This is a genomic window from Altererythrobacter sp. Z27 (assembly GCF_052683155.1).
In genome coordinates this window covers 2,204,236-2,222,298 of sequence record NZ_JBQYMC010000001.1, presented here as the reverse complement: position 1 = coordinate 2,222,298, position 18,063 = coordinate 2,204,236, and the positions used below count along the sequence as shown (strand labels likewise).

The following is an 18,063-nucleotide window of genomic DNA, read 5'->3' as shown; positions in this document are numbered from 1 at the left end:
GACTGCGTGCTTGCCGCAAGCGCCAAGCACCGCCAATGCAGGATCGATCAAATGCTTATGCAGACCCATGAAGCCCGCCTCGCCGCGCTTCGTCAGGAACTCAAGCGCCGCGGGCTCGACGGCTTCATCGTGCCGATTTCCGACGAACATATGAGCGAATATGTCGGCGCCTATGCCCAGCGGCTGCAATGGCTCACCGGCTTCGGCGGATCGGCCGGCAGTGCGGTCGTTATGCTCGACAAGGCGGCGATCTTCGTTGACGGGCGCTACACCGTGCAAGTGCGCGACCAGGTCGACGAAAAGCTGTTCGAATACCGCTCGGTGCCTAAGGATACGATCGGCGGCTGGATCGGCGAGCAGGCGCAGCAGGGTGCGCGGATCGGCTACGACCCGTGGCTGCACAGCCGCCAGTGGGCGCAAGCCACCGCCAAGGCTGCCGCCAAGGCCGGGGCCGAACTGGTCGCGGTCGACAGCAACCCGATCGACGCGGTGTGGCAGGACCAGCCCGAACCCTCTCCCGCGCCCGCGATCGTGCAGGACAATGCGCTCGCCGGGCGCAGCTCGTCGGAAAAGCGCGCTGAAATCGCCGACTGGCTCAAGCGCGAAGGGCATGATGCGGCAGTGATCTCGGCGCTCGATTCCGTCGCTTGGCTGCTCAATATCCGCGGCGCCGATGTGTCGCATACGCCGGTGGCGCTGAGCTATGTCGTCGCCCATGCCGACGGCACGGCGGAACTGTTCATCGCTTCGGAGAAGGTCACGCCCGAACTGGCGCAGCATCTCGGCAATGCGGTTTCGGTGCGCGAACGCAGCAGCTTCGCTTCGGCTTTAGGCGCGATGAAGGGCAAAAGCGTGGCGGTCGATCCCAATTACGGCGTCGACGCGATCGCGCAGCTGCTCGAAGCGGGCGGCGCGACGGTGAGCTTCGAGCGCGACCCCACCATCCTGCCGCGCGCGATCAAGAACCCGGTCGAACAGCAGGGACAGCGCGACGCGCAAGCGCGCGACGGCGCGGCAGTGGCCCGCTTCCTGCGCTGGATCGAGGAAACCGCCCCTTCGGGCGAAGTCGACGAGCTGGCCGCCGCTGCCAAGCTGCGCGAGTTCCGCGAGGAACTGGGCAACCTCAGGGACCTGTCGTTTGACACGATCTCGGCTGCCGGGCCGCACGCCGCTCTGCCGCATTACAAGGTGGATGAAGACAGCAATATCCCGATCCCGCCTTCTAGCATCTACCTCGTCGATTCGGGCGGGCAGTACCCAGCGGGCACCACTGACATCACTCGCACGGTGTGGATCGGCCCGGGCGAGCCGACGGCGGAGATGAAAGACCGCTACACCCGCGTACTCAAGGGCCATATCCAGATCGCGCGCGCAGTGTTCCCGCAGGGGACCAGCGGCGGGCAGCTTGACGGTTTCGCGCGGCAGTATCTGTGGGAAGCCGGGGTCGATTATGCCCACGGCACCGGCCACGGCGTGGGCAGCTTCCTGTCGGTGCACGAAGGGCCGCAGCGGATCGCCAAGCCTTCGGGCGGGCAGGCGGGCACCGATCAGGAATTGTTCGCCGGCATGATCCTGTCGAACGAGCCGGGCTATTACAAGCAGGGCCATTTCGGCATCCGGATCGAGAATTTGGTGCTGGTCGAGAAGCGCACGATCGAGGGCGCGGAAGGCGACTATCTCGGCTTCGAGACGCTCACTTTCGTGCCGATCGACCGGACGTTGGTCGAAAAGGGCCTGCTGACTGAAACCGAGATCGCCTGGTGGAACGACTACCATGCGCAGGTCCGCGCGATCCTTGCACCGCAGCTCGAAGGCGAGGATCTGGCGTGGCTCGAACGGCATTGCGCCCAGCTCTAGCTCTGCCGGGGCGGGGATTCCGCTTGTAGGAATTCGTGTGTTCCCGTAATGTTCCATTCGGCGAGTCGCGATCGGCGCGGCGCGAATGGGAGAAGATGCATGATTGGATATGTCACGCTGGGCACCAATGATTTGGCGCTGGCGGCGCGCTTCTACGATGCGATCGCGGCGGAAATGGGCGTCGGGCGGATGATGGAATTCGACAGCTTCATCGCCTGGGGCACGTGGGACGGCGGCGCCGGGATCGCTGCGACCAAGCCCTTCGATGGCAAGGAAGCCACCGTCGGCAATGGCACCATGGTTGCGATCCAGGCGAACGACACCGCGCAGGTCCACCGGCTGTATGATATCGCGATGGCGCATGGCGGCAGCGATGAAGGCGCGCCCGGCCCGCGCGGTGACGCCGACGCCAATGGCAAGGTGTTCTACGCCGGCTATTTCCGCGACCCCGACGGCAACAAGCTCAATGCTTTCTGCATGGCGGACGCCTAGCGACCGCTCCGGGCTTGCGCGCGGGTGAACGCCGCGTGCAGCGCAATACAAACCGCGACAAACTCGCGCAAATCCGGCATAATCCTGCGACACAGCGGGGTTAGAACGGCAGGGTGAGTTGCGAAGGGCTTCTGTCCCGATTTCACGGCCTCTTCCTCCCCCTTGGTGGCCGGGCGGGCCCTTCGCAGCTCCCCTGAAAACCGCAGGAGCAAGGATTATGCGTAAGTTCACTCTCACTCTCTCGGCTGCAGCGCTCGCGCTCGGCGGCGCAACGATCGCCCATGCCGACCACCACGGCGGCAAGCGCGGCGCCAATCCCGACGCCGACGGCGACGGCATCGTGACGCTGGCCGAACACAATGCCCAGGTCGGCAAGATGTTCGACCGGATGGACCTCAATGGCGACGGCCTGCTCAACAAGGCCGATCGCGAAGCGCGCCAGGCGCAGCGTTTCGCCAAGATGGATACCGACGGCAATGGCGAACTGAGCCAGGCCGAACTCAAGGCTGCACGCGAAGCGCGCGCCGCCAAAATGGGCGAACGCCGCGCCAAAATGGCGGAACGTGGCGGCAAGCGCCCCGATGGCGAGATGCGTGGCCCCGGCGGACGTCGTGGCCCGGGCGGCCTCGGCATGATGTTGCGCGGCGCAGACACCGATGGCGACAAGTCAATCACCCGCGCCGAATTCGAAGCCGCAGCTGCCAAGCGTTTCGCGCGCATGGATGCGGACGGTTCGGGCGGGATCACGGCCGAAGAACGCAAGGCCGCGCACGAAGCGATGCGTGCCCGCATGCAGGAACGCCGCCAGCAGCGTCCGGCCGACTGAGCCAGCCGTCACTTCCGGTTGAGCAGGGGCGGCTAGTGCGGCAAGGTGGCGGGGCATGACGCAAGACGCGCCCATCAAACTGCTGCTGGTCGATGACGAACCGACCCTGCGCGAACCCCTGGCCGAGTATCTCACCGGCCAGGGGTTCAGCGTTCGCCAGGCCGAAAACGCCGCGCTGGCGCGCAGCGAGCTGGCGCGCGAGCATCCCGATCTGGTGCTGCTCGACATCATGATGCCGGGCGAAGACGGGCTCTCGCTTACTCGCCATTTGGTCGAAACCCGCCAGGTTCCCGTGATCCTGCTCACCGCGCGCGGAGAAGCGATGGACCGTATCGTCGGGCTCGAAATGGGCGCCGACGATTATATCGTGAAGCCGTTCGAGCCGCGCGAACTGGTCGCCCGCATCCGTTCGGTGCTGCGCCGCGCGGGGCGAGGGCCCGCCCCCACCGGCATCGAGGATTGGCACTACCAGTTCGAAGGCTGGCGGCTCGATCCGCTCAAGCGCCGCCTCACCGACCCGCAAGGCACGCTGGTGCCGATCTCTACCGCCGAATTCCGCATGCTCCGCTCTTTCCTCGATTTCCCGCGCGAAGTGCTCGACCGCGACCGCCTGCTCGACATGGTGCAGGGCCGCGAGGCACATCTGTTCGATCGCGCGGTCGACAACCAGATCAGCCGCCTGCGCCGCAAGATCGAAGTCGACAGCCGCAACCCGCAGCTGATCCTGACCGTGCGCGGTGGCGGCTATCGCTTCGCCGCCGACGTCGCGCGGATCGGGCCGAACGAATGATGGCGCGGCTCGATCCCCGCCGCCTGCTGCCGAGCAGCCTGCTGGGGCAGGTCATGCTGGTGCTCGCGCTCGGCCTGCTGGTGGGCCAGGCAATCTCGGGCGTGCTGCTCTACCGCGCAGCCGAGCAACGCCGCGATGCGACCGCGATCAACGAGATCGCGCTGCGCCTGATCACTGAAGACAAGCGCTCCGCCGAACGCGAAGCGATGCGCGCGGCCATGCGGGCAGAGCGCGGCCTGCCGCCGCGCCGCATGGCGCGTATGAGGCGCGACGGGATCGAACGAAGCGACGTTTCACCCCTGCTGCCCGGCGAACAGCGCCTGCCGCGCTATGAAGAGGCGCTGGCCGAAGTGCTGGCTGGGCAGGGCCTCACTCCGCTCGACATCGCGATCACCATCCGGCTCGCGGGCGCGGATCCGCTGGTGGCGGAGCGGCCGCGCATGCAGCGTCGGCTTGGCCCGCGCGACTGGCGCGAACGCCAGATCCTGGTGGCCGGGATCGAGCGCGCCGACGGCAGCGGATGGGCTGTGGTGCGCCAGCCGCTCCCTCCCCGCGCGCGCGGCATGATCGGTTCGATCCTGCTCCAGACGCTGGTGATCTTCACGGTCCTGTTCACGCTGCTGTTCGTGGTGCTGCGGCGCATGACCCGCCCGCTCGCCGAACTCACCGACCGGGTCAGCCATTTCTCGAACAAGCCCGAACGTGCGCCATTACTCGAAGAGCGCGGGCCGGACGACATGCGCCGGCTGATTGCCGCGCATAATGCGATGGAAACCCGCATCCTCGCGCTGCTCGACGAGAAGGACGTGATGCTTGGCGCGATCGGGCATGACCTCAAGACTCCGCTCGCCGCGCTCCGCGTGCGGATCGAAAGTGTGCCGGACGAAACGCAGCGCGCGCGCATGGCGCAAAGCATCGAAGACATCACCCGCACGCTCGACGACATCCTCGAACTGGCGCGACTGGGTAGGTCCGGCGAAGCCAGCGAGCGGACCGACTTGTCCGCGCTGGTCGCGTCAGTGGTCGGCGAATATGAGGATTTGGGCGAGCCGGTCAGCCTGGGCGAAACTCCGCGCATTGCGCTGCCGCTGCGCGCTACACTGTTGCGCCGCGCGATCCGTAATCTAATCGACAATGCGCTGCGCTATGGTGGCGGGGCGCGGGTCGCAATCTTGCAGGGGCCTGTTTCTGCCACGATCCGCATCGACGACGACGGGCCGGGAATTCCCGAGGACCTGATGGAAGCGATGATGGAGCCATTCGCGCGCGGCGACGCAAGCCGCAACCGCGCCACCGGTGGCGCGGGGCTGGGACTTACGCTGTCGCGCGCAATCGCCGAACAGCACGGCGGTTCGCTGGTCCTCGCCAATCGGCCCGAAGGCGGGCTCCGCGCGGAAATCCGCCTGCCGCTGCGCTAGGGCGGGGTTCCCTGCCCATAGACGTTGATCGCCTTGCCGAACGGCAAGTGATCGTCTTCATTGAAGCCCGAAGCGGTGACCTCGCCTTCCCAAAGGATCGCAGCGTCATGATGCGGCAGCAGGGCGCGGACCCGCTCCTGCGCCTGTGCATCCAGTGCGGCAAAACCCGCCCGCAACTGTTCGAGGCACCACAGCCGATAGCGCGACACGGGCAGCTTCGCGTAATGGACGCCTTGCACTGTCATCGCGAAATGCGTGTCGCCGCGCGCATAGGCCGCCGCATTCTCGCGATACTGGACAAGATGCGTCTCGCAGATCTCGCGCAGCAGCGCGGCAGCATCATTGGGCACCGCATCGACGAAATACGGCTGCGAAACACCGTCCGCATTCCACATCCGCGCGACCCATTCGAACACCAGCGGCGCGCGATTGCGCATGATCTCCGCCGGGGTCGGGTCCTGCCCGAAATGGCGGAACATCGGCCCCATCATCCCGAAATCCGCCAGCGACGGCGCATCGCCCAGCAGGTATGGCCGGTTGGCCAGCATGGCCGACATCGCGTCGAGCGCCGCAAGATAGGTCGCATCGACATGCGCGCGAGTGGCGTCATTCACCCCGTCTTTCACGACGAAATTGGTGAACTGGCGATGCGCGATCCGCCGCCGCTTGAGCCAGCGCGGCGCCTTGATGAAGCCGCCTACTTCGTCGACCAATATGTTCGAGATCAGCAGCCGGTCATAGGGATAGCTCCAGCGATAATGCATCGCGGGGCGCCACAGCCATTCGTCGCCAAAATCCTCGATCAGGCGCGCAATGAAGCCGACCACCGGGTCGCCGGGCAGGATCGCTGGCTCGGGCCGCTCGCGCTCAAGCTGCAGCAGTATCGGCGTGGTGTCTGACATCCAGCGCCCGTCGTCGCGCTCGACGATCGGCATCTGCACCGCGCCAACCTTTTCGACCAGCATACGGCTTTCGCCATAGGGCGTGGGCAACGATTGGTAGGGTATGCCCTTGTAGCGCAGATAGGCTTCGAGCTTGCCGGTGTAATAGGAAACCCGCGAGCCGTAGACCTTCCACATCGCACGGCTCCCTTCAGCGCATCAGCCCGCCGATCAAATTGCGCACGAAGCGCCCGGCGATGCTCCCGCCGAACTCGGTCGCGATCGCACCCGCCGCCGAAGTCGCGGCCGACTTCATCGGGTTGGCGCGCGATTTCTTGCCCAGCACCGCCGCCGCCGCGATCGACGCCGCGCTGCCCGCTGCGGCGCCCATCGCGCGCTTGCCCGCCTTTTCCCAGATCGAAGTGGTCTTGCGGCTGCGCTTGCCGACTTCCTCCACGCCCTTTTCCGCCACTTCGTCAGCGGTGGACGCGGCATCGAGCGCCTTCTGCGCCAGCACTTCCTCCGCGCTCTCGCGGTCGACCAGCTGGTCGTATTTGCCGTCGAGCGGGCTGACCGACTGGATGATCGCGCGCTCCTTCGGCGTCACCGGCCCCAGCCGGCTGCGCGGCGGCTTCACCAGCGTGCGTTGCACCACGGTGGGCGCACCGTCGCCATCGAGCGTAGAGACCAGCGCTTCACCCACCTTGAGCTCGGTGATCGCTTCGGCGACGTTGAGCCTGGGGTTGATACGGAAGGTTTCGGCGGCGGCCTTGATCGCGCGCTGGTCCCTCGGGGTAAAGGCGCGCAAGGCGTGCTGCACCCTGTTGCCAAGCTGGCCCGCCACTTCTTCCGGTATGTCGATCGGGTTCTGCGTGACGAAATAGACGCCCACGCCTTTCGAACGGATCAGGCGCACAACCTGTTCGATCTTGTCCTGCAGCGCCTTGGGCGCATCGTCGAACAGCAGGTGAGCCTCGTCGAAGAAGAACACCAGCTTGGGCTTTTCCGGGTCGCCCACTTCGGGCAGCGTCTCGAACAGTTCGGCGAGCAGCCACAGCAGGAAAGTGGCGTAGAGCTTGGGGCTGCGCATCAGCTTGTCGGCGGCGAGCACATTGACATAGCCGCGCCCCTGCTCGTCCACTTTCAGGAAATCGTCGATCTCGAGCGCGGGCTCGCCGAAGAACAGGTCCGCCCCCTGCGCCTCGAAGCTCAGCAGCTGGCGCTGGATCGTGCCGACTGTCGGCTTGGTGACATTGCCATATGTGCCCGAAAGCTCCTTGGCATTCTCCGCCGCCCAGGCGAGCACCGATTGCAAATCGCCGAAATCGAGCAGCAGCAGCCCGTTCTCGTCGGCATGACGGAACACGATCTGCAACACGCCTTCCTGCGTTTCGTTGAGATCGAGCAGCCGCGAGAGCAGCAGTGGCCCCATTTCGGAAATGGTGGTGCGGATCGGGTGGCCCTGTTCGCCATAGAGGTCCCAGAACATCACCGGATTGTCCGAATAGGCATAGTCGTCCATGCCCAGTTCCTTCGCGCGCGATTCCAGCTTGTCGGCATGCTTGAACGTGGGCGAACCGGGCATGGCGATGCCCGACAAATCGCCTTTCACATCGGCCACGAACACCGGCACGCCTTCTGCCGAAAAGCTTTCCGCCAGCCCCTGCAGCGTCACTGTCTTGCCGGTGCCAGTGGCCCCCGCGATCAGCCCGTGGCGGTTGGCGCGCGCGAGGTCGAGATATTGCATTTCGCCATTGTCGGCGAGACCGATGAAGATGGTGCTCATGGGCGTGGCTGGCGTCCTTGTGGTCTCGAGTTGGAGGCCATGTGTGGAGCAGCGCAGGTGGCGCGGTCAAGTGCTCGACTTGTCGCGCGAATGCGGTAAGGCAGGGCGCATGGGCCAACCCGCTCCCTTCATCCTGCTCGACGACGCGCGCGCGCACGGCGCCGCACCTGCGCATTTGTTCGAGAACCCGCGCCAGGTCTTCGTGGCGCAGCTCGCGGGGGACGTCGCTGAAGCGCTCGCCGCCGCCGATGCCGCACGGCAGGAAAGCGGCGGCACGCTGGCGGGCTATATCGCCTATGAAGCCGGGCTTGCGCTCGAACCGAAGCTGGCGGCGCTGGCCGATGCGCGCAGCGGAGCTGCGGGCCCGCTGGTGTGGCTCGGCCTGTTCGACGACCCGCAGGAAATCCCTGCCGCCGATGTGCCTGCATGGCTCGCGGAGCGGGCAGAAGGCGAAGCCTCGATCGGCCCGATGGAGCCGCAACTTTCGACCGGTGGCTATGCCGCAGCCTTCGACCATCTGCAGGAAGCGATCCGTGCGGGCGACATCTACCAGGTCAACCTCACCTACCAGCTCGCCGGGTCCTATCGCGGCGATCCGCTGGCACTTTACGCCGCTCTGCGCCCCGCGGCCGAGGCCGGCTATGGCGGGCTGCTGTTCGACGGGTCGCACTGGCTGCTGAGCCTTTCGCCCGAGCTGTTCGTCTCGCTCAGGGGCGATGAAGCGAAAGCCAAGCCGATGAAGGGCACGCGCCCGCGCGGCGCCACCGAAGAGGCCGACCGCGCGCTGGTCGATGAACTCGCGGGTTCGGTGAAGGACCGGGCCGAGAATTTGATGATCGTGGACCTGATGCGCAACGATCTGTCGCGCGTCGCCGAAGCGGGCAGCGTCCGGGTCGATGCGCCCTTCACGGTCGAAAGCTATCCCACCGTGCACCAGATGGTTTCGACCGTGCGCGCCCGGCTGCAGCCGGGCAAGGGCGCGGTGGACCTCGTCCGCGCGATCTTCCCCTGCGGCTCGATCACCGGCGCACCCAAGATCCGCGCGATGGAACTGATCGGCGAGGTCGAGCGCGATGCGCGCGGCCCCTATTGCGGAGCGATCGGCCGGATCGACCCGAATGGCGATGCCGCCTTCAACGTCGCCATCCGCACGCTGCGGCTGACCCCTGAAGAGAACAATCGCGGGCGCGCGGTGATGGGGGTCGGATCGGCCATCGTCGCCGACAGCGAAGCCATGGCCGAACGGCGCGAATGCGAAGTGAAGGCGGGCTTCCTGCGCCGCGCGACGCCCGACCAGCATGTCGCCGATTGCGATTTGATCGAGACCATGCTGTTCGATCCCGAGAGCGGGATCGACCTGCTCGAACTGCATCTGGAGCGGATCAAGGCCTCGGCACACGAATTGGGCTTCTCCTTCGATCGCCATGCGGCACGCAACCAGATCCAGGCGCTGTGCTTCAACCTCGAAACCCGCAGCAAGGTGCGGCTGCTCGCATCGCGCCGCGGCGCGCTGGCGCTCGAAGCCGGGCCGCCCCCCGCTCCTCCGGAAGCGCCCTTGTGCTGCATCGCCCTCCCGCTGCCGGTCGATCCGCGCGACTGGCGCCTGCGCCACAAGACCAGCGATCGCGGCTTCTATGCCGAAGCGCTCGCCGCCGCGCATGGCGAAGGTGCGGACGAAGCGCTGCTGGTGCACCCTGACGGTTTCGTCACCGAAGGCAGCTTCACTAGCGTCTTCTTGGAACGCGACGGAATGCTGCTCACGCCGCCGCTGCAGCTCGGCCTGCTGCCGGGCGTGCTGCGCCGCTCGCTGATCGAAGCGGGCAAGGCGCGCGAAGCCGAGCTGACGCTGGACGACCTCGCGAACGGATTCCTGCTCGGCAACGCAGTGCGCGGGCTGGTCAAGGCACAACTGATATGAAAATCGACATTGTTTACGAAGACGGCGAAGCGCTGGTGATCGACAAGCCCGGCGGGCTGCCGATCGAGCGCCCGCGCAAGGGCGGGCCTTCGCTCGAAGACCATCTCGACCAGCTCAAGCTGGGTTTCCAGCGCGCGCCCGTGCCGGTCCATCGGCTCGACACCGACACCAGCGGCTGCCTGCTGCTGGCACGCAACCCGAAGGCGCTGGCGCGGTTTTCGCGCGCTTTCGAGGAGCGTGCGGTGGCCAAGACCTACCTTGGCCTCGTCGCCGGCGAGCTGAATGAGGCGGAAGGCCGGATCGAGCTGGCGCTGTCCAAGATCAGCTCGAAGGAGAAAGGCTGGCGCATGATTCCGGCGAAGAAAGGCAAGCCTTCGATTACCGACTGGCGGCGGCTGTGGGTAGGCGACGGCGTGACGCTGGTCGAGTTCCGTCCGGTGACGGGCCGGACCCACCAGATCCGCGTTCATGCTGCTTCAGGGCTCGGCTTCCCGCTGGTGGGCGACCCGGTTTACGGCAAGCCCGATCCGCGCTGCCGCCGCACCATGCTGCATGCCTCGACCCTTGAGGTGCAGCGCGCAGGCAAGACGCCGATCGTCGCGGCGAGCCCGCTGCCTGCCGATTTCGCCGCTTTCGGCATTCCCCCGGTGGAACAATGGGCGATCCCGGCCTGATCGAACGCGCGCTGGCGCTGGCCGAGGAAAGCTTCCTCGCCGGAAGCGGGCCGGGCGGGCAGAACGCCAACAAGGTCGCGACCGAAGTGCAGCTGCGGGTCAACGCCTACAAGCTGCGCCTGTCGCCCGAGGTCTTCGCGCGGCTGCGGCAGGTCGCGGGCAGCAGGTTCACCCTCTCGGGTGACCTGCTCGTCACCGCCAAGGAACACCGCACACAGGAAGCGAATCGGGCCGAAGCGCGCGAAAAGCTGGCGCAGCTGCTCGAAGAAGCGCAGCGCGTGCCCAAGAAGCGCGCCAAGAGCCGGCTCAACCGTGTGGGCAAGGTCGAACGGCTCAAGACCAAGAAGGCGCGCGGCGCGGTGAAGGCCAGTCGCGGCAAGGTGACGCGCAACGACTGGTGAGCGCTGTCCCAGCTTGACTTTTGCCCGTGAATCGGCAAATGCGCGCCGCGAAGAGGCGGCGCTGTGCGCGTCGCCTGTTGTTTTTTGGCCCAACGGCCCCCATTCGATCTTAGGAATACGCCATGGCGAAGCCCGCAACCGTCAAGATCCGGCTGGTCTCGACCGCCGACACCGGCTTCTTCTATGTCACGAAGAAGAACCCGCGGAACATCACCGAGAAGATGACCTTCCGCAAGTATGACCCGGTCGTGCGCAAGCACGTCGAGTTCAAGGAAGCCAAGATCAAGTGATCTGGCATGGATTTCGGGTGCGCCCGAAGTTCAGTGACGGTTCAATGCTTCGCGGCTAACAGGCGAGGCATGATGACCAAATCCTTCCCGATCAAGGCACGGCCGCTGCGCAACGCGCTAGCGGCCGCTTTGCTTGTTGCCGCTCCAGCCGCCGCGCTGTTCGCCCCCCAGCAGAAGCTCGAAGCCGCCGAAGGCGATCTCGACCGCGCGGTGAGCGCGCTGCGCTCGATTTCGACCATGCAGGCCGATTTCTCGCAAACCGACCGGATGGGGCAGGTCGCAAGCGGCGTGATGACGCTCAAGCAGGGCGGCAAGATTCGCTTCGAATATGAAAAGAGCATCCCGCTGCTGGTCGTGTCGAACGGGCGGTCGCTCTACCTCGTCGATTACGAGGTCAACCAGGTCCAGCGCTGGCCGATCCGCAATTCGCCGCTGGGCGCGCTGCTCGATCCCACTCGCGATATCTCGCGCTTCGGCAAATTGATACCGACCGGCAATCCCGACGTGATCAGCATCGAAGTGCGCGACCCCAAGCGGCCCGAATTCGGCATGATCACGATGATCTTCGTGCGTGACGCCGGTGCACCGGGCGGGCTCGAGCTCAATACCTGGGTGGCGCTCGATGCGCAGAACCAGCGCACCACCGTGCGGCTGCGCAACCACCGCTACGGAGTCGGAGTGGCTGACAGCGCGTTCACCTTCAAGGATCCGCGCCAGTCGTCTCGTCGCCCGCGCTGAACGCTTCGACCCCCTGCGGTTGTAGGAATGCGACAAAATGTCGCGTTCCATTCATTTACGCGAAAGCCGAACAGGAGTAGCTTGCATTTGCAAGGCGAGCGAAGGCGGGTTTCCCCCCTGTTGCCCGAACCTTCCGCAAGGATGCCTTGTACAAGCGTGACGAACGCTCAAATGAACCCTCGTGCCAATGCCCCCGGCACGAGGGTTTTTTGTTTGCACTTCTTGTATTCCGCACTCGCGTCCGCGAGCGCGATTTCCTCGCGGCTTGCGGACAGGTCCGCGCCGCTGCGGACGGCCGGTCGGCCTTGCGGTCCGGCTGCGCCAGCCCGTTTCGTGCCATCAAACAGCGCTGTGCTGTTCAATCCTTCCAGCCGAGCGCCTTGACGATGATGTCGTAGATCAAATTCTGCTCGATCACGCCGCGCACGCGCTCGGAACCCGGGCCCTGCCCGTACAGCGCCACATCCTCGCCGCCATGGGTTTCGCTGCCGAGCGGGATAGTCGCCTGCTGGTGCGCCTTCACCCCGGTTTCGGGCATCGGGCGTTCGGCCATTCCCGCGATCGATCCGGGACCGTTGCCATAGCCGAGCGTGGTGTAAGGCTTGCCGTCTTCGGCCAGCGCGGGGCCGTCGTCAGCGCCGCCCGCGCCTTCGCCGCCAGCGGGCGAATGGACATAGCCGAGGATGTCGTTGCCCCGGCGCGGATAGCCCGACATGGTGAAGACGTGGCTGTGGTCGGCTGTCACCAGGATCAGCGTTTCCGCCGGATCGGTGTGCTCGATCGCATATTGGATCGCATTGGCGAATTCGACCGCTTCTTCCAGCGCATATCCGGCCTGCCCGGCGTGGTGGCCGTGGTCGATCCGCCCCGATTCGACCATCAAATAATAGCCCTGCGGATCGCCATCGAGGCGCGAGATCGCCGTGGCGGTCATCTCGGTCAGCGTCGGCTCGGTCGAATCCGCGGCGCGGTCGACGGTGTAAGTCATGTGGCTCGGCGAAAAGAGGCCGAGCACCGGCTTGCCTTCGGGCGCGGCAGCCAGCTGCGCCGCAGTCTCGACATAGGTGCCGCCGCTGCGCGCCACCCATGCTGCGGGCAGGTCTGCACCGGCGTCGAGCCGCATCCCGCGCTTGTCCTTGCCGAAGAAGGCGCCGCGCCCGCCGCCCAGCGCCAAGTCGAAATCCTTCGACACCAGCTGCGAAGCGATGTCCGTGCAGCCTTGTTCGCGCGCTTCGGCGGGCATGGCGGCATCGGCTTCCCAATCGCGGTTGGGCACATGCGCATAGACCGCCGCAGGCGTCGCATGGGTGATGCGCGCGGTGCTGACGATCCCCAGCGCAAGCCCGCGCTCCTTCGCCTGTTCGCCCAAAGTCGGCAGGCGATGCGCCAGCGCGGCAGGGCAATCGCTGTGCGGCGTTTCGGGGCCGACCCCGAGCATGCCGATCCGCGTCTTGATCCCGGTGTGCATGGCGCTGGCCGTGCCCGCGCTGTCGGGCACCTGCGCATTGGTGTTGTAGGTCTTGACCAGCGCGACGTTCTGGAACCGCTCGAACGGCAGCACATATTCCTCGCCGGTCTGGCCATGCTTCTGCCCGGCATAGATGCGCGCGGCGGTGATGGTGGAGATGCCCATGCCGTCGCCGATGAACAGGATCACGTTCTTCGCCTTGGGCTCGGCCTGTACGGTCGCCGGTGCGGAAGCGCTCACCACCGGCGCTTGCGATGCGGCCGCAGTGGTGCAGGCGGCCAGCGGAAGGGCCAACAAGGCAGCGAAAGTGAGCGTGCGACGCGCGCGGATCATGGCAGAATCTCCTAATTGCCAGCGCTCGCTATCCGCAAACAATGTGACGGGAAAGCGAAAGGTTGATTTTGCGCCCTACCGCTTCGCTACATGAGGGCGGTGGATTTTCCTGCGCGCTCATCCTAAGCCCCCCGCCATGGTTTCTATCGCTACCTGGAACATCAATTCGGTGCGGCTGCGGCTGCCGATCGTCGAACGTTTTCTCAAGGAAGAGGCGCCCGATGTGCTGTGCCTGCAGGAGATCAAGTGCCAGGAGCACCAGTTCCCTGCCGAGGCGCTGGCGGCGCTGGGTTACGAGCATCAGGCGGTGCACGGGCAGAAGGGCTATCACGGCGTCGCAACCGTGAGCCGCATCCCGCTGCGCGAATTCTCCCGGCACGACTGGCAGGACAATGGCGAAGCGCGCCATGTCGGGGTGGAGCTGCTTGGCCCGGGCCAGGGAATCGTGGTCGAGAACGTCTACATCCCCGCCGGGGGCGACGAGCCAGACCGCAGCATCAACCCCAAGTTCGGGCAGAAGCTCGATTTCCTCGAGCGGATGACGCGCTGGGCCGACAAGCTCGACCGACCCACGGTGATCGTCGGCGATTTCAACATCGCCCCGCTCGAAAGCGACGTGTGGAACCACAAGCAGCTGCTCAATGTCGTCAGCCACACGCCGCTCGAGGTCGATACCTTGCAGCGCTTCAAGGACGCGCATGGCTGGACCGATATCGGGCGCGAGTTCATCCGCGATCCCGAGCGCTATTACAGCTGGTGGAGCTATCGCGCGAAGGACTGGAAGGCGAACGATCGCGGGCGGCGGCTCGACCATATGTGGGCCAGCGCCGAGCTGGCGCAGCAGGCAAGCGGCCACCGGCTGCGCGAGGATGCGCGCGACTGGGAAAAGCCGAGCGACCACGTGCCGCTGATCACGGAGTTCAGCCTCTGACGGGCCATGCGCCTTCGCCCTCGCGGCGGGTCGCGCAGGCGATCGATGCGCTGCGCCACGGCTGGCCGCTGGCGTTCGAAGGCGGGCCGGTGCTGCTGCCCGTGGAAACCGCCGCGGCACCGGGCGCCAGCGCCGATCTTATGCTCATTTCGGCGGCGCGCGCCGCCACGCTCAAGCTCGCCAACCAGCGCGAAGCCGCCGTGCCGCATGCCCCAGTGTTGATCCGCAGCGGCGAGCCTTTCAAGCTGCTCGAAGCGCGCGCAGTGGCCGATCCGGCGCTCGATCTCGCCAACCCGTTCAAGGGCCCATACCGGGCCGAAGCGCTCGACTGGCGCGAAGTGGCCGAAGCCGCGCTCGAACTCGCGCGGATTGCGGGAATCTTGCCGGCGTTTTTGGTCGGTCCCGACAATGCGGGCGAAGCGGTGCCGGTCGCTGCAAGCGACCTTGCCGACTGGGCCGACCGCGCGCAGCTGTCGATCGCGACCCGCGCGCATCTGCCCGTCAGCGCCAGCGACACCGCCGAGATCGTCGCTTTCCGCAGCGCCGACGACACGCGCGAACATGTCGCGCTGGTGATCGGCGCGCAGCGCGGCGATGTCATTCCGCTGGTGCGGCTCCATTCCGAATGCCTCACCGGCGACATTCTCGGCAGCCTCAAGTGCGATTGCGGCCCGCAGCTCGATGCGGCGCTGGCGGCGGTGGCCGAAGAGGCCGCGCGCGGCGGCTGGGGCGCGCTGCTCTACCTGCGGCAGGAAGGGCGCGGGATCGGCCTCGTCAACAAGCTGCGCGCCTATCGCCTGCAGGATCAGGGCTTCGACACGGTCGAAGCCAACCAGCGGCTGGGCCTGCCCGACGAAGCGCGCGATTTCCCCACCGCAGCGCGCATGCTCGTATTGCTCGGCGCGCGAAAGGTGCGGCTGATGACCAACAATCCGAAGAAGGTCGCGGCGCTTGAAGCCGCCGGTATCGAAGTAACCGAGCGCGTGCCGCACCAGCTGCCCGAAAACCCGCACAATGCGCGCTATCTCGCCACCAAGCGCGACCGATCGGGGCATTTGCTCAAGTGAACCTGGCAGCTGCTGAGCAGTCATGGTTTTGTAAACTAGTACATCAAATCAATCGCATCTGTCTCAGCAGCCTGTCATTCTCATCGCTTGGCAATCCTTGATCTGGGCACGGAAAATGACAATAGCAGAAACGAGTCAACTTCAAGCTTCAGTTCGTAATCTCAAGCTGGCGGTGACCGTGCTCGCTTGTTTGCTCATAGTCCTTCTGGCGGCGGGATTTGCTGCGCCGCAGGATGAGGTTATTCGAACGAAAGGTATCGTAATTGAAGACAGCGAAGGGCGTGCGCGCATTCTGATTGGCGCGCCGGCACCGACGGTGGCGGAACGGCTGCGAACCAATCTCGAAAAGCGCAACGAGTCCTTCTCGTGGCTCTATCGGGGCGGCGACACTTCACCGATGGCAGGGCTCGACAACGATGTCTTTGGAATGCTCGTGATTGATGAAAACGGTCATGATCGCGTCGCTGTTGGTGGCCCGGTTCCGGACCCGCTCAACGGCGTGCGGATCGGTAACCAATACGGGATCACGTTTGCTGATGTGAATGGGTTGGAGCGAGGCGGGTTCGGCCTCATCAAGAACAAGGAAGGCAAGCTTGATCGAGTAGTCATGGGCATGGACAGCAAGCTCGGAGAGGGCGCAGGAATACTTGTCGACAGTGACGGTTCGTCGGGTCTGTTCGTAAACGATCAAAAGGTCGACAAAAGGTTGTTCTCTGGCGTGGCCCCTGCTGGCAGCATGATAACCCCCAACTCGACAGAGCGCAGATTGGGAACCGTCGTGGTAACGCTTGGCAGCAAGCGGGATTCAAAATACGGCGATGAAATAGCCTATCGTCCGGCAGGCGAATAGCTTACTGCCGCATCAGCTGCCTAGAAGCCCGCACAATGCGCGCTATCTCGCCACAAAACGCGACCGATCGGGGCATTTGCTAAAGTGAGCCCTGCCTCCAGCTGAATCAACTTTCCGGCTTGGGTGGCCTGCCACGGCGCGGCTTGTCGCTGGGGGTTACCTTGATGCCGCGGCGAGCGAGCGCTTCGCGCAGGAGGATTTCTATCTCGGCATTGGCGCTGCGCAATTCAGCCGCCGCCAGCCGCTCGACCGCGGCGTGCACCGCCGGGTCGAGCCGCAAAGCGAAGGCCTTTTTGCTTGCGCCCGTCATGCGCCGAGGCTCCCTCGCTTAGTAAAGCGATCCCGCGTTGACGACCGGCTGGGCGTCGCGCTCGCCGCACAGCACCACCATCAGGTTCGAAACCATGGTCGCCTTACGCTCGTCATCGAGCTCGACGATGCCGTCGGCAGCGAGCTTGCCCAGCGCGTCCTCGACCATGCCGACTGCGCCCAGCACCACTTTTTGCCGCGCCGCGATCACGGCATCGGCCTGCTGCCGACGCAGCATGGCCCCGGCGATTTCAGGCGCATAGGCAAGGTGCGTCAGGCCCGCTTCGTCGACCACGATCCCGGCCACGCGCAGGCGGTCGTTCAGTTCCTCGCACAGCTCGCGATTGACCACATCGGCGCTGCCGCGCAGCGTCGTTTCGTCCTCGTCGCTCATGTCGTCATAGGGATGGCGCGCACCAACTGTGCGCAGCCCCGCTTCGATCTGGATGTTCACGAATTCCTTATAGTCGTCGACATCGAAGGCCGCTTGCGCGGTGTCCGAAACGCGCCACACGACATTGCAGGCGATCTCGATCGGGTTGCCGCGCAAATCGTTGATCTTGACCCGTTCCGAATGGACGTTGTGCGCGCGCGCCGAAATCTTCTTGCGCATCATCCACGGCCACACCCAGCGCAGACCCTCGCGGCGTTCGGTCCCGCGATATTCGCCGAACAGCGTGATAACCGCCGCCTGGTTGGGCTGGATCATGAAGAAGCCCGATGCGACGATCAGGATGCCGAAGACCGCGCCCAGCAGCCGCCCGACAAACAGCAGTTTGGCGCTCTTCTCCGCACCCATGGGCGGAGCGCCGCCGCTGATCGACCAGATTATGAGCACCACGAGCAGCGTCAGCACGATCAGCATGACATAGCCATTATAGCTGTGCGCCGCGCTTTCGCTGCTCGTCTTCATCCCTTTGAGTTCCATTGTCATAGCAATCCACCTCGTAAATGATGATATCATATTTATATCATCCGGTGGCAATTGCAAGCGCGATTGCACGATCGGGCCTCACGGGTTATCGAACCGTGTG

19 protein-coding genes are annotated in these 18,063 nt (G+C 65.4%); 13 read left to right on the top strand and 6 right to left on the bottom strand.

All coding sequences use genetic code 11. The features are described from left to right. Positions 1–51 precede the first annotated feature (51 nt). The 5 genes from ACUJ47_RS10860 to ACUJ47_RS10840 all read left to right on the top strand — a co-directional run bounded on the left by ACUJ47_RS10860 (position 52) and on the right by ACUJ47_RS10840 (position 5,383). The gene (locus tag ACUJ47_RS10860; RefSeq protein ID WP_445538411.1) at positions 52–1,857 is read left to right on the top strand and encodes an aminopeptidase P family protein; all 1,806 of its coding nucleotides are present in this window, start codon (positions 52–54) and stop codon (positions 1,855–1,857) included. A 99-nt stretch (positions 1,858–1,956) separates the two neighbouring features. Continuing rightward, positions 1,957–2,349: a VOC family protein gene (locus tag ACUJ47_RS10855; protein ID WP_445538410.1), complete on the top strand. Its 393-nt coding sequence runs from the start codon at positions 1,957–1,959 to the stop codon at positions 2,347–2,349. Between the two features lie 217 nt (positions 2,350–2,566). Next, positions 2,567–3,175, top strand: coding sequence for a hypothetical protein (locus tag ACUJ47_RS10850; RefSeq protein WP_445538409.1), 609 nt, complete (start codon positions 2,567–2,569; stop codon positions 3,173–3,175). Positions 3,176–3,230: 55 nt separating this feature from the next. Beyond that, positions 3,231–3,965, top strand: a complete 735-nt coding sequence (locus ACUJ47_RS10845) for a response regulator (protein ID WP_445538408.1) — start codon at positions 3,231–3,233, stop codon at positions 3,963–3,965. After that, entirely contained in the window at positions 3,962–5,383 is a 1,422-nt protein-coding gene (locus tag ACUJ47_RS10840) for an ATP-binding protein (protein ID WP_445538407.1), read from the top strand. Before ACUJ47_RS10845 ends, ACUJ47_RS10840 begins: the two co-directional genes overlap by 4 nt. Here ACUJ47_RS10840 and ACUJ47_RS10835 read toward each other — a convergent pair. Continuing rightward, positions 5,380–6,462: a glutathione S-transferase family protein gene (locus ACUJ47_RS10835; RefSeq protein WP_445538406.1), complete on the bottom strand. Its 1,083-nt coding sequence runs from the start codon at positions 6,460–6,462 to the stop codon at positions 5,380–5,382. The genes ACUJ47_RS10840 and ACUJ47_RS10835 overlap by 4 nt on opposite strands. 13 nt (positions 6,463–6,475) lie before the next feature. Beyond that, entirely contained in the window at positions 6,476–8,050 is a 1,575-nt protein-coding gene (locus ACUJ47_RS10830) for a helicase HerA-like domain-containing protein (protein ID WP_445538405.1), read from the bottom strand. Positions 8,051–8,159: 109 nt separating this feature from the next. On the opposite strand from ACUJ47_RS10830, the gene pabB reads away from it, so the two are divergent. From pabB to ACUJ47_RS10805, 5 genes are all read left to right on the top strand, one after another. After that, positions 8,160–9,968 carry an aminodeoxychorismate synthase component I gene (gene pabB / locus ACUJ47_RS10825; RefSeq protein ID WP_445538404.1) on the top strand — a complete coding sequence of 603 codons (1,809 nt, stop codon included), beginning with the start codon at positions 8,160–8,162 and terminating at the stop codon, positions 9,966–9,968. Beyond that, positions 9,965–10,642, top strand: coding sequence for an RluA family pseudouridine synthase (locus tag ACUJ47_RS10820; protein ID WP_445538403.1), 678 nt, complete (start codon positions 9,965–9,967; stop codon positions 10,640–10,642). The genes pabB and ACUJ47_RS10820 overlap by 4 nt, the downstream gene beginning before the upstream one ends. Next, the gene (gene arfB / locus ACUJ47_RS10815; RefSeq protein WP_445538402.1) at positions 10,624–11,043 is read left to right on the top strand and encodes an alternative ribosome rescue aminoacyl-tRNA hydrolase ArfB; all 420 of its coding nucleotides are present in this window, start codon (positions 10,624–10,626) and stop codon (positions 11,041–11,043) included. The genes ACUJ47_RS10820 and arfB overlap by 19 nt, the downstream gene beginning before the upstream one ends. A 122-nt stretch (positions 11,044–11,165) precedes the next feature. After that, positions 11,166–11,333, top strand: coding sequence for a 50S ribosomal protein L33 (gene rpmG / locus ACUJ47_RS10810; protein ID WP_034961594.1), 168 nt, complete (start codon positions 11,166–11,168; stop codon positions 11,331–11,333). A 72-nt stretch (positions 11,334–11,405) separates the two neighbouring features. Continuing rightward, positions 11,406–12,071, top strand: a complete 666-nt coding sequence (locus ACUJ47_RS10805; RefSeq protein WP_445538889.1) for a LolA family protein — start codon at positions 11,406–11,408, stop codon at positions 12,069–12,071. A 358-nt stretch (positions 12,072–12,429) separates the two neighbouring features. Here the strand turns inward: ACUJ47_RS10805 and ACUJ47_RS10800 are convergent, their stop codons facing one another. Continuing rightward, entirely contained in the window at positions 12,430–13,872 is a 1,443-nt protein-coding gene (locus tag ACUJ47_RS10800; RefSeq protein WP_445538401.1) for an alkaline phosphatase, read from the bottom strand. A gap of 136 nt (positions 13,873–14,008) precedes the next feature. Between ACUJ47_RS10800 and ACUJ47_RS10795 the strand changes: the two genes are divergently transcribed. Further along, positions 14,009–14,803 carry an exodeoxyribonuclease III gene (locus ACUJ47_RS10795; RefSeq protein WP_445538400.1) on the top strand — a complete coding sequence of 265 codons (795 nt, stop codon included), beginning with the start codon at positions 14,009–14,011 and terminating at the stop codon, positions 14,801–14,803. On the opposite strand, the gene ACUJ47_RS10790 is transcribed toward ACUJ47_RS10795, so the two are convergent. Continuing rightward, positions 14,793–14,951, bottom strand: coding sequence for a hypothetical protein (locus ACUJ47_RS10790; RefSeq protein ID WP_445538399.1), 159 nt, complete (start codon positions 14,949–14,951; stop codon positions 14,793–14,795). The genes ACUJ47_RS10795 and ACUJ47_RS10790 overlap by 11 nt on opposite strands. On the opposite strand from ACUJ47_RS10790, the gene ribA reads away from it, so the two are divergent. Further along, on the top strand, positions 14,944–15,870 hold the full coding sequence (gene ribA / locus ACUJ47_RS10785; RefSeq protein WP_445538398.1) for a GTP cyclohydrolase II: 927 nt from the start codon (positions 14,944–14,946) through the stop codon (positions 15,868–15,870). The two genes, ACUJ47_RS10790 and ribA, sit on opposite strands and share 8 nt — an antisense overlap. Positions 15,871–15,985: 115 nt before the next feature. Continuing rightward, positions 15,986–16,720, top strand: coding sequence for a hypothetical protein (locus tag ACUJ47_RS10780; protein ID WP_445538397.1), 735 nt, complete (start codon positions 15,986–15,988; stop codon positions 16,718–16,720). Positions 16,721–16,826: 106 nt separating this feature from the next. Here ACUJ47_RS10780 and ACUJ47_RS10775 read toward each other — a convergent pair whose 3' ends face one another. Both ACUJ47_RS10775 and ACUJ47_RS10770 read right to left on the bottom strand, forming a co-directional pair. Continuing rightward, entirely contained in the window at positions 16,827–17,030 is a 204-nt protein-coding gene (locus ACUJ47_RS10775) for a toxin-antitoxin system HicB family antitoxin (protein WP_445538396.1), read from the bottom strand. Positions 17,031–17,048: 18 nt separating this feature from the next. Then, the gene (locus ACUJ47_RS10770) at positions 17,049–17,942 is read right to left on the bottom strand and encodes an SPFH domain-containing protein (RefSeq protein WP_445538395.1); all 894 of its coding nucleotides are present in this window, start codon (positions 17,940–17,942) and stop codon (positions 17,049–17,051) included. Positions 17,943–18,063 lie beyond the last annotated feature (121 nt).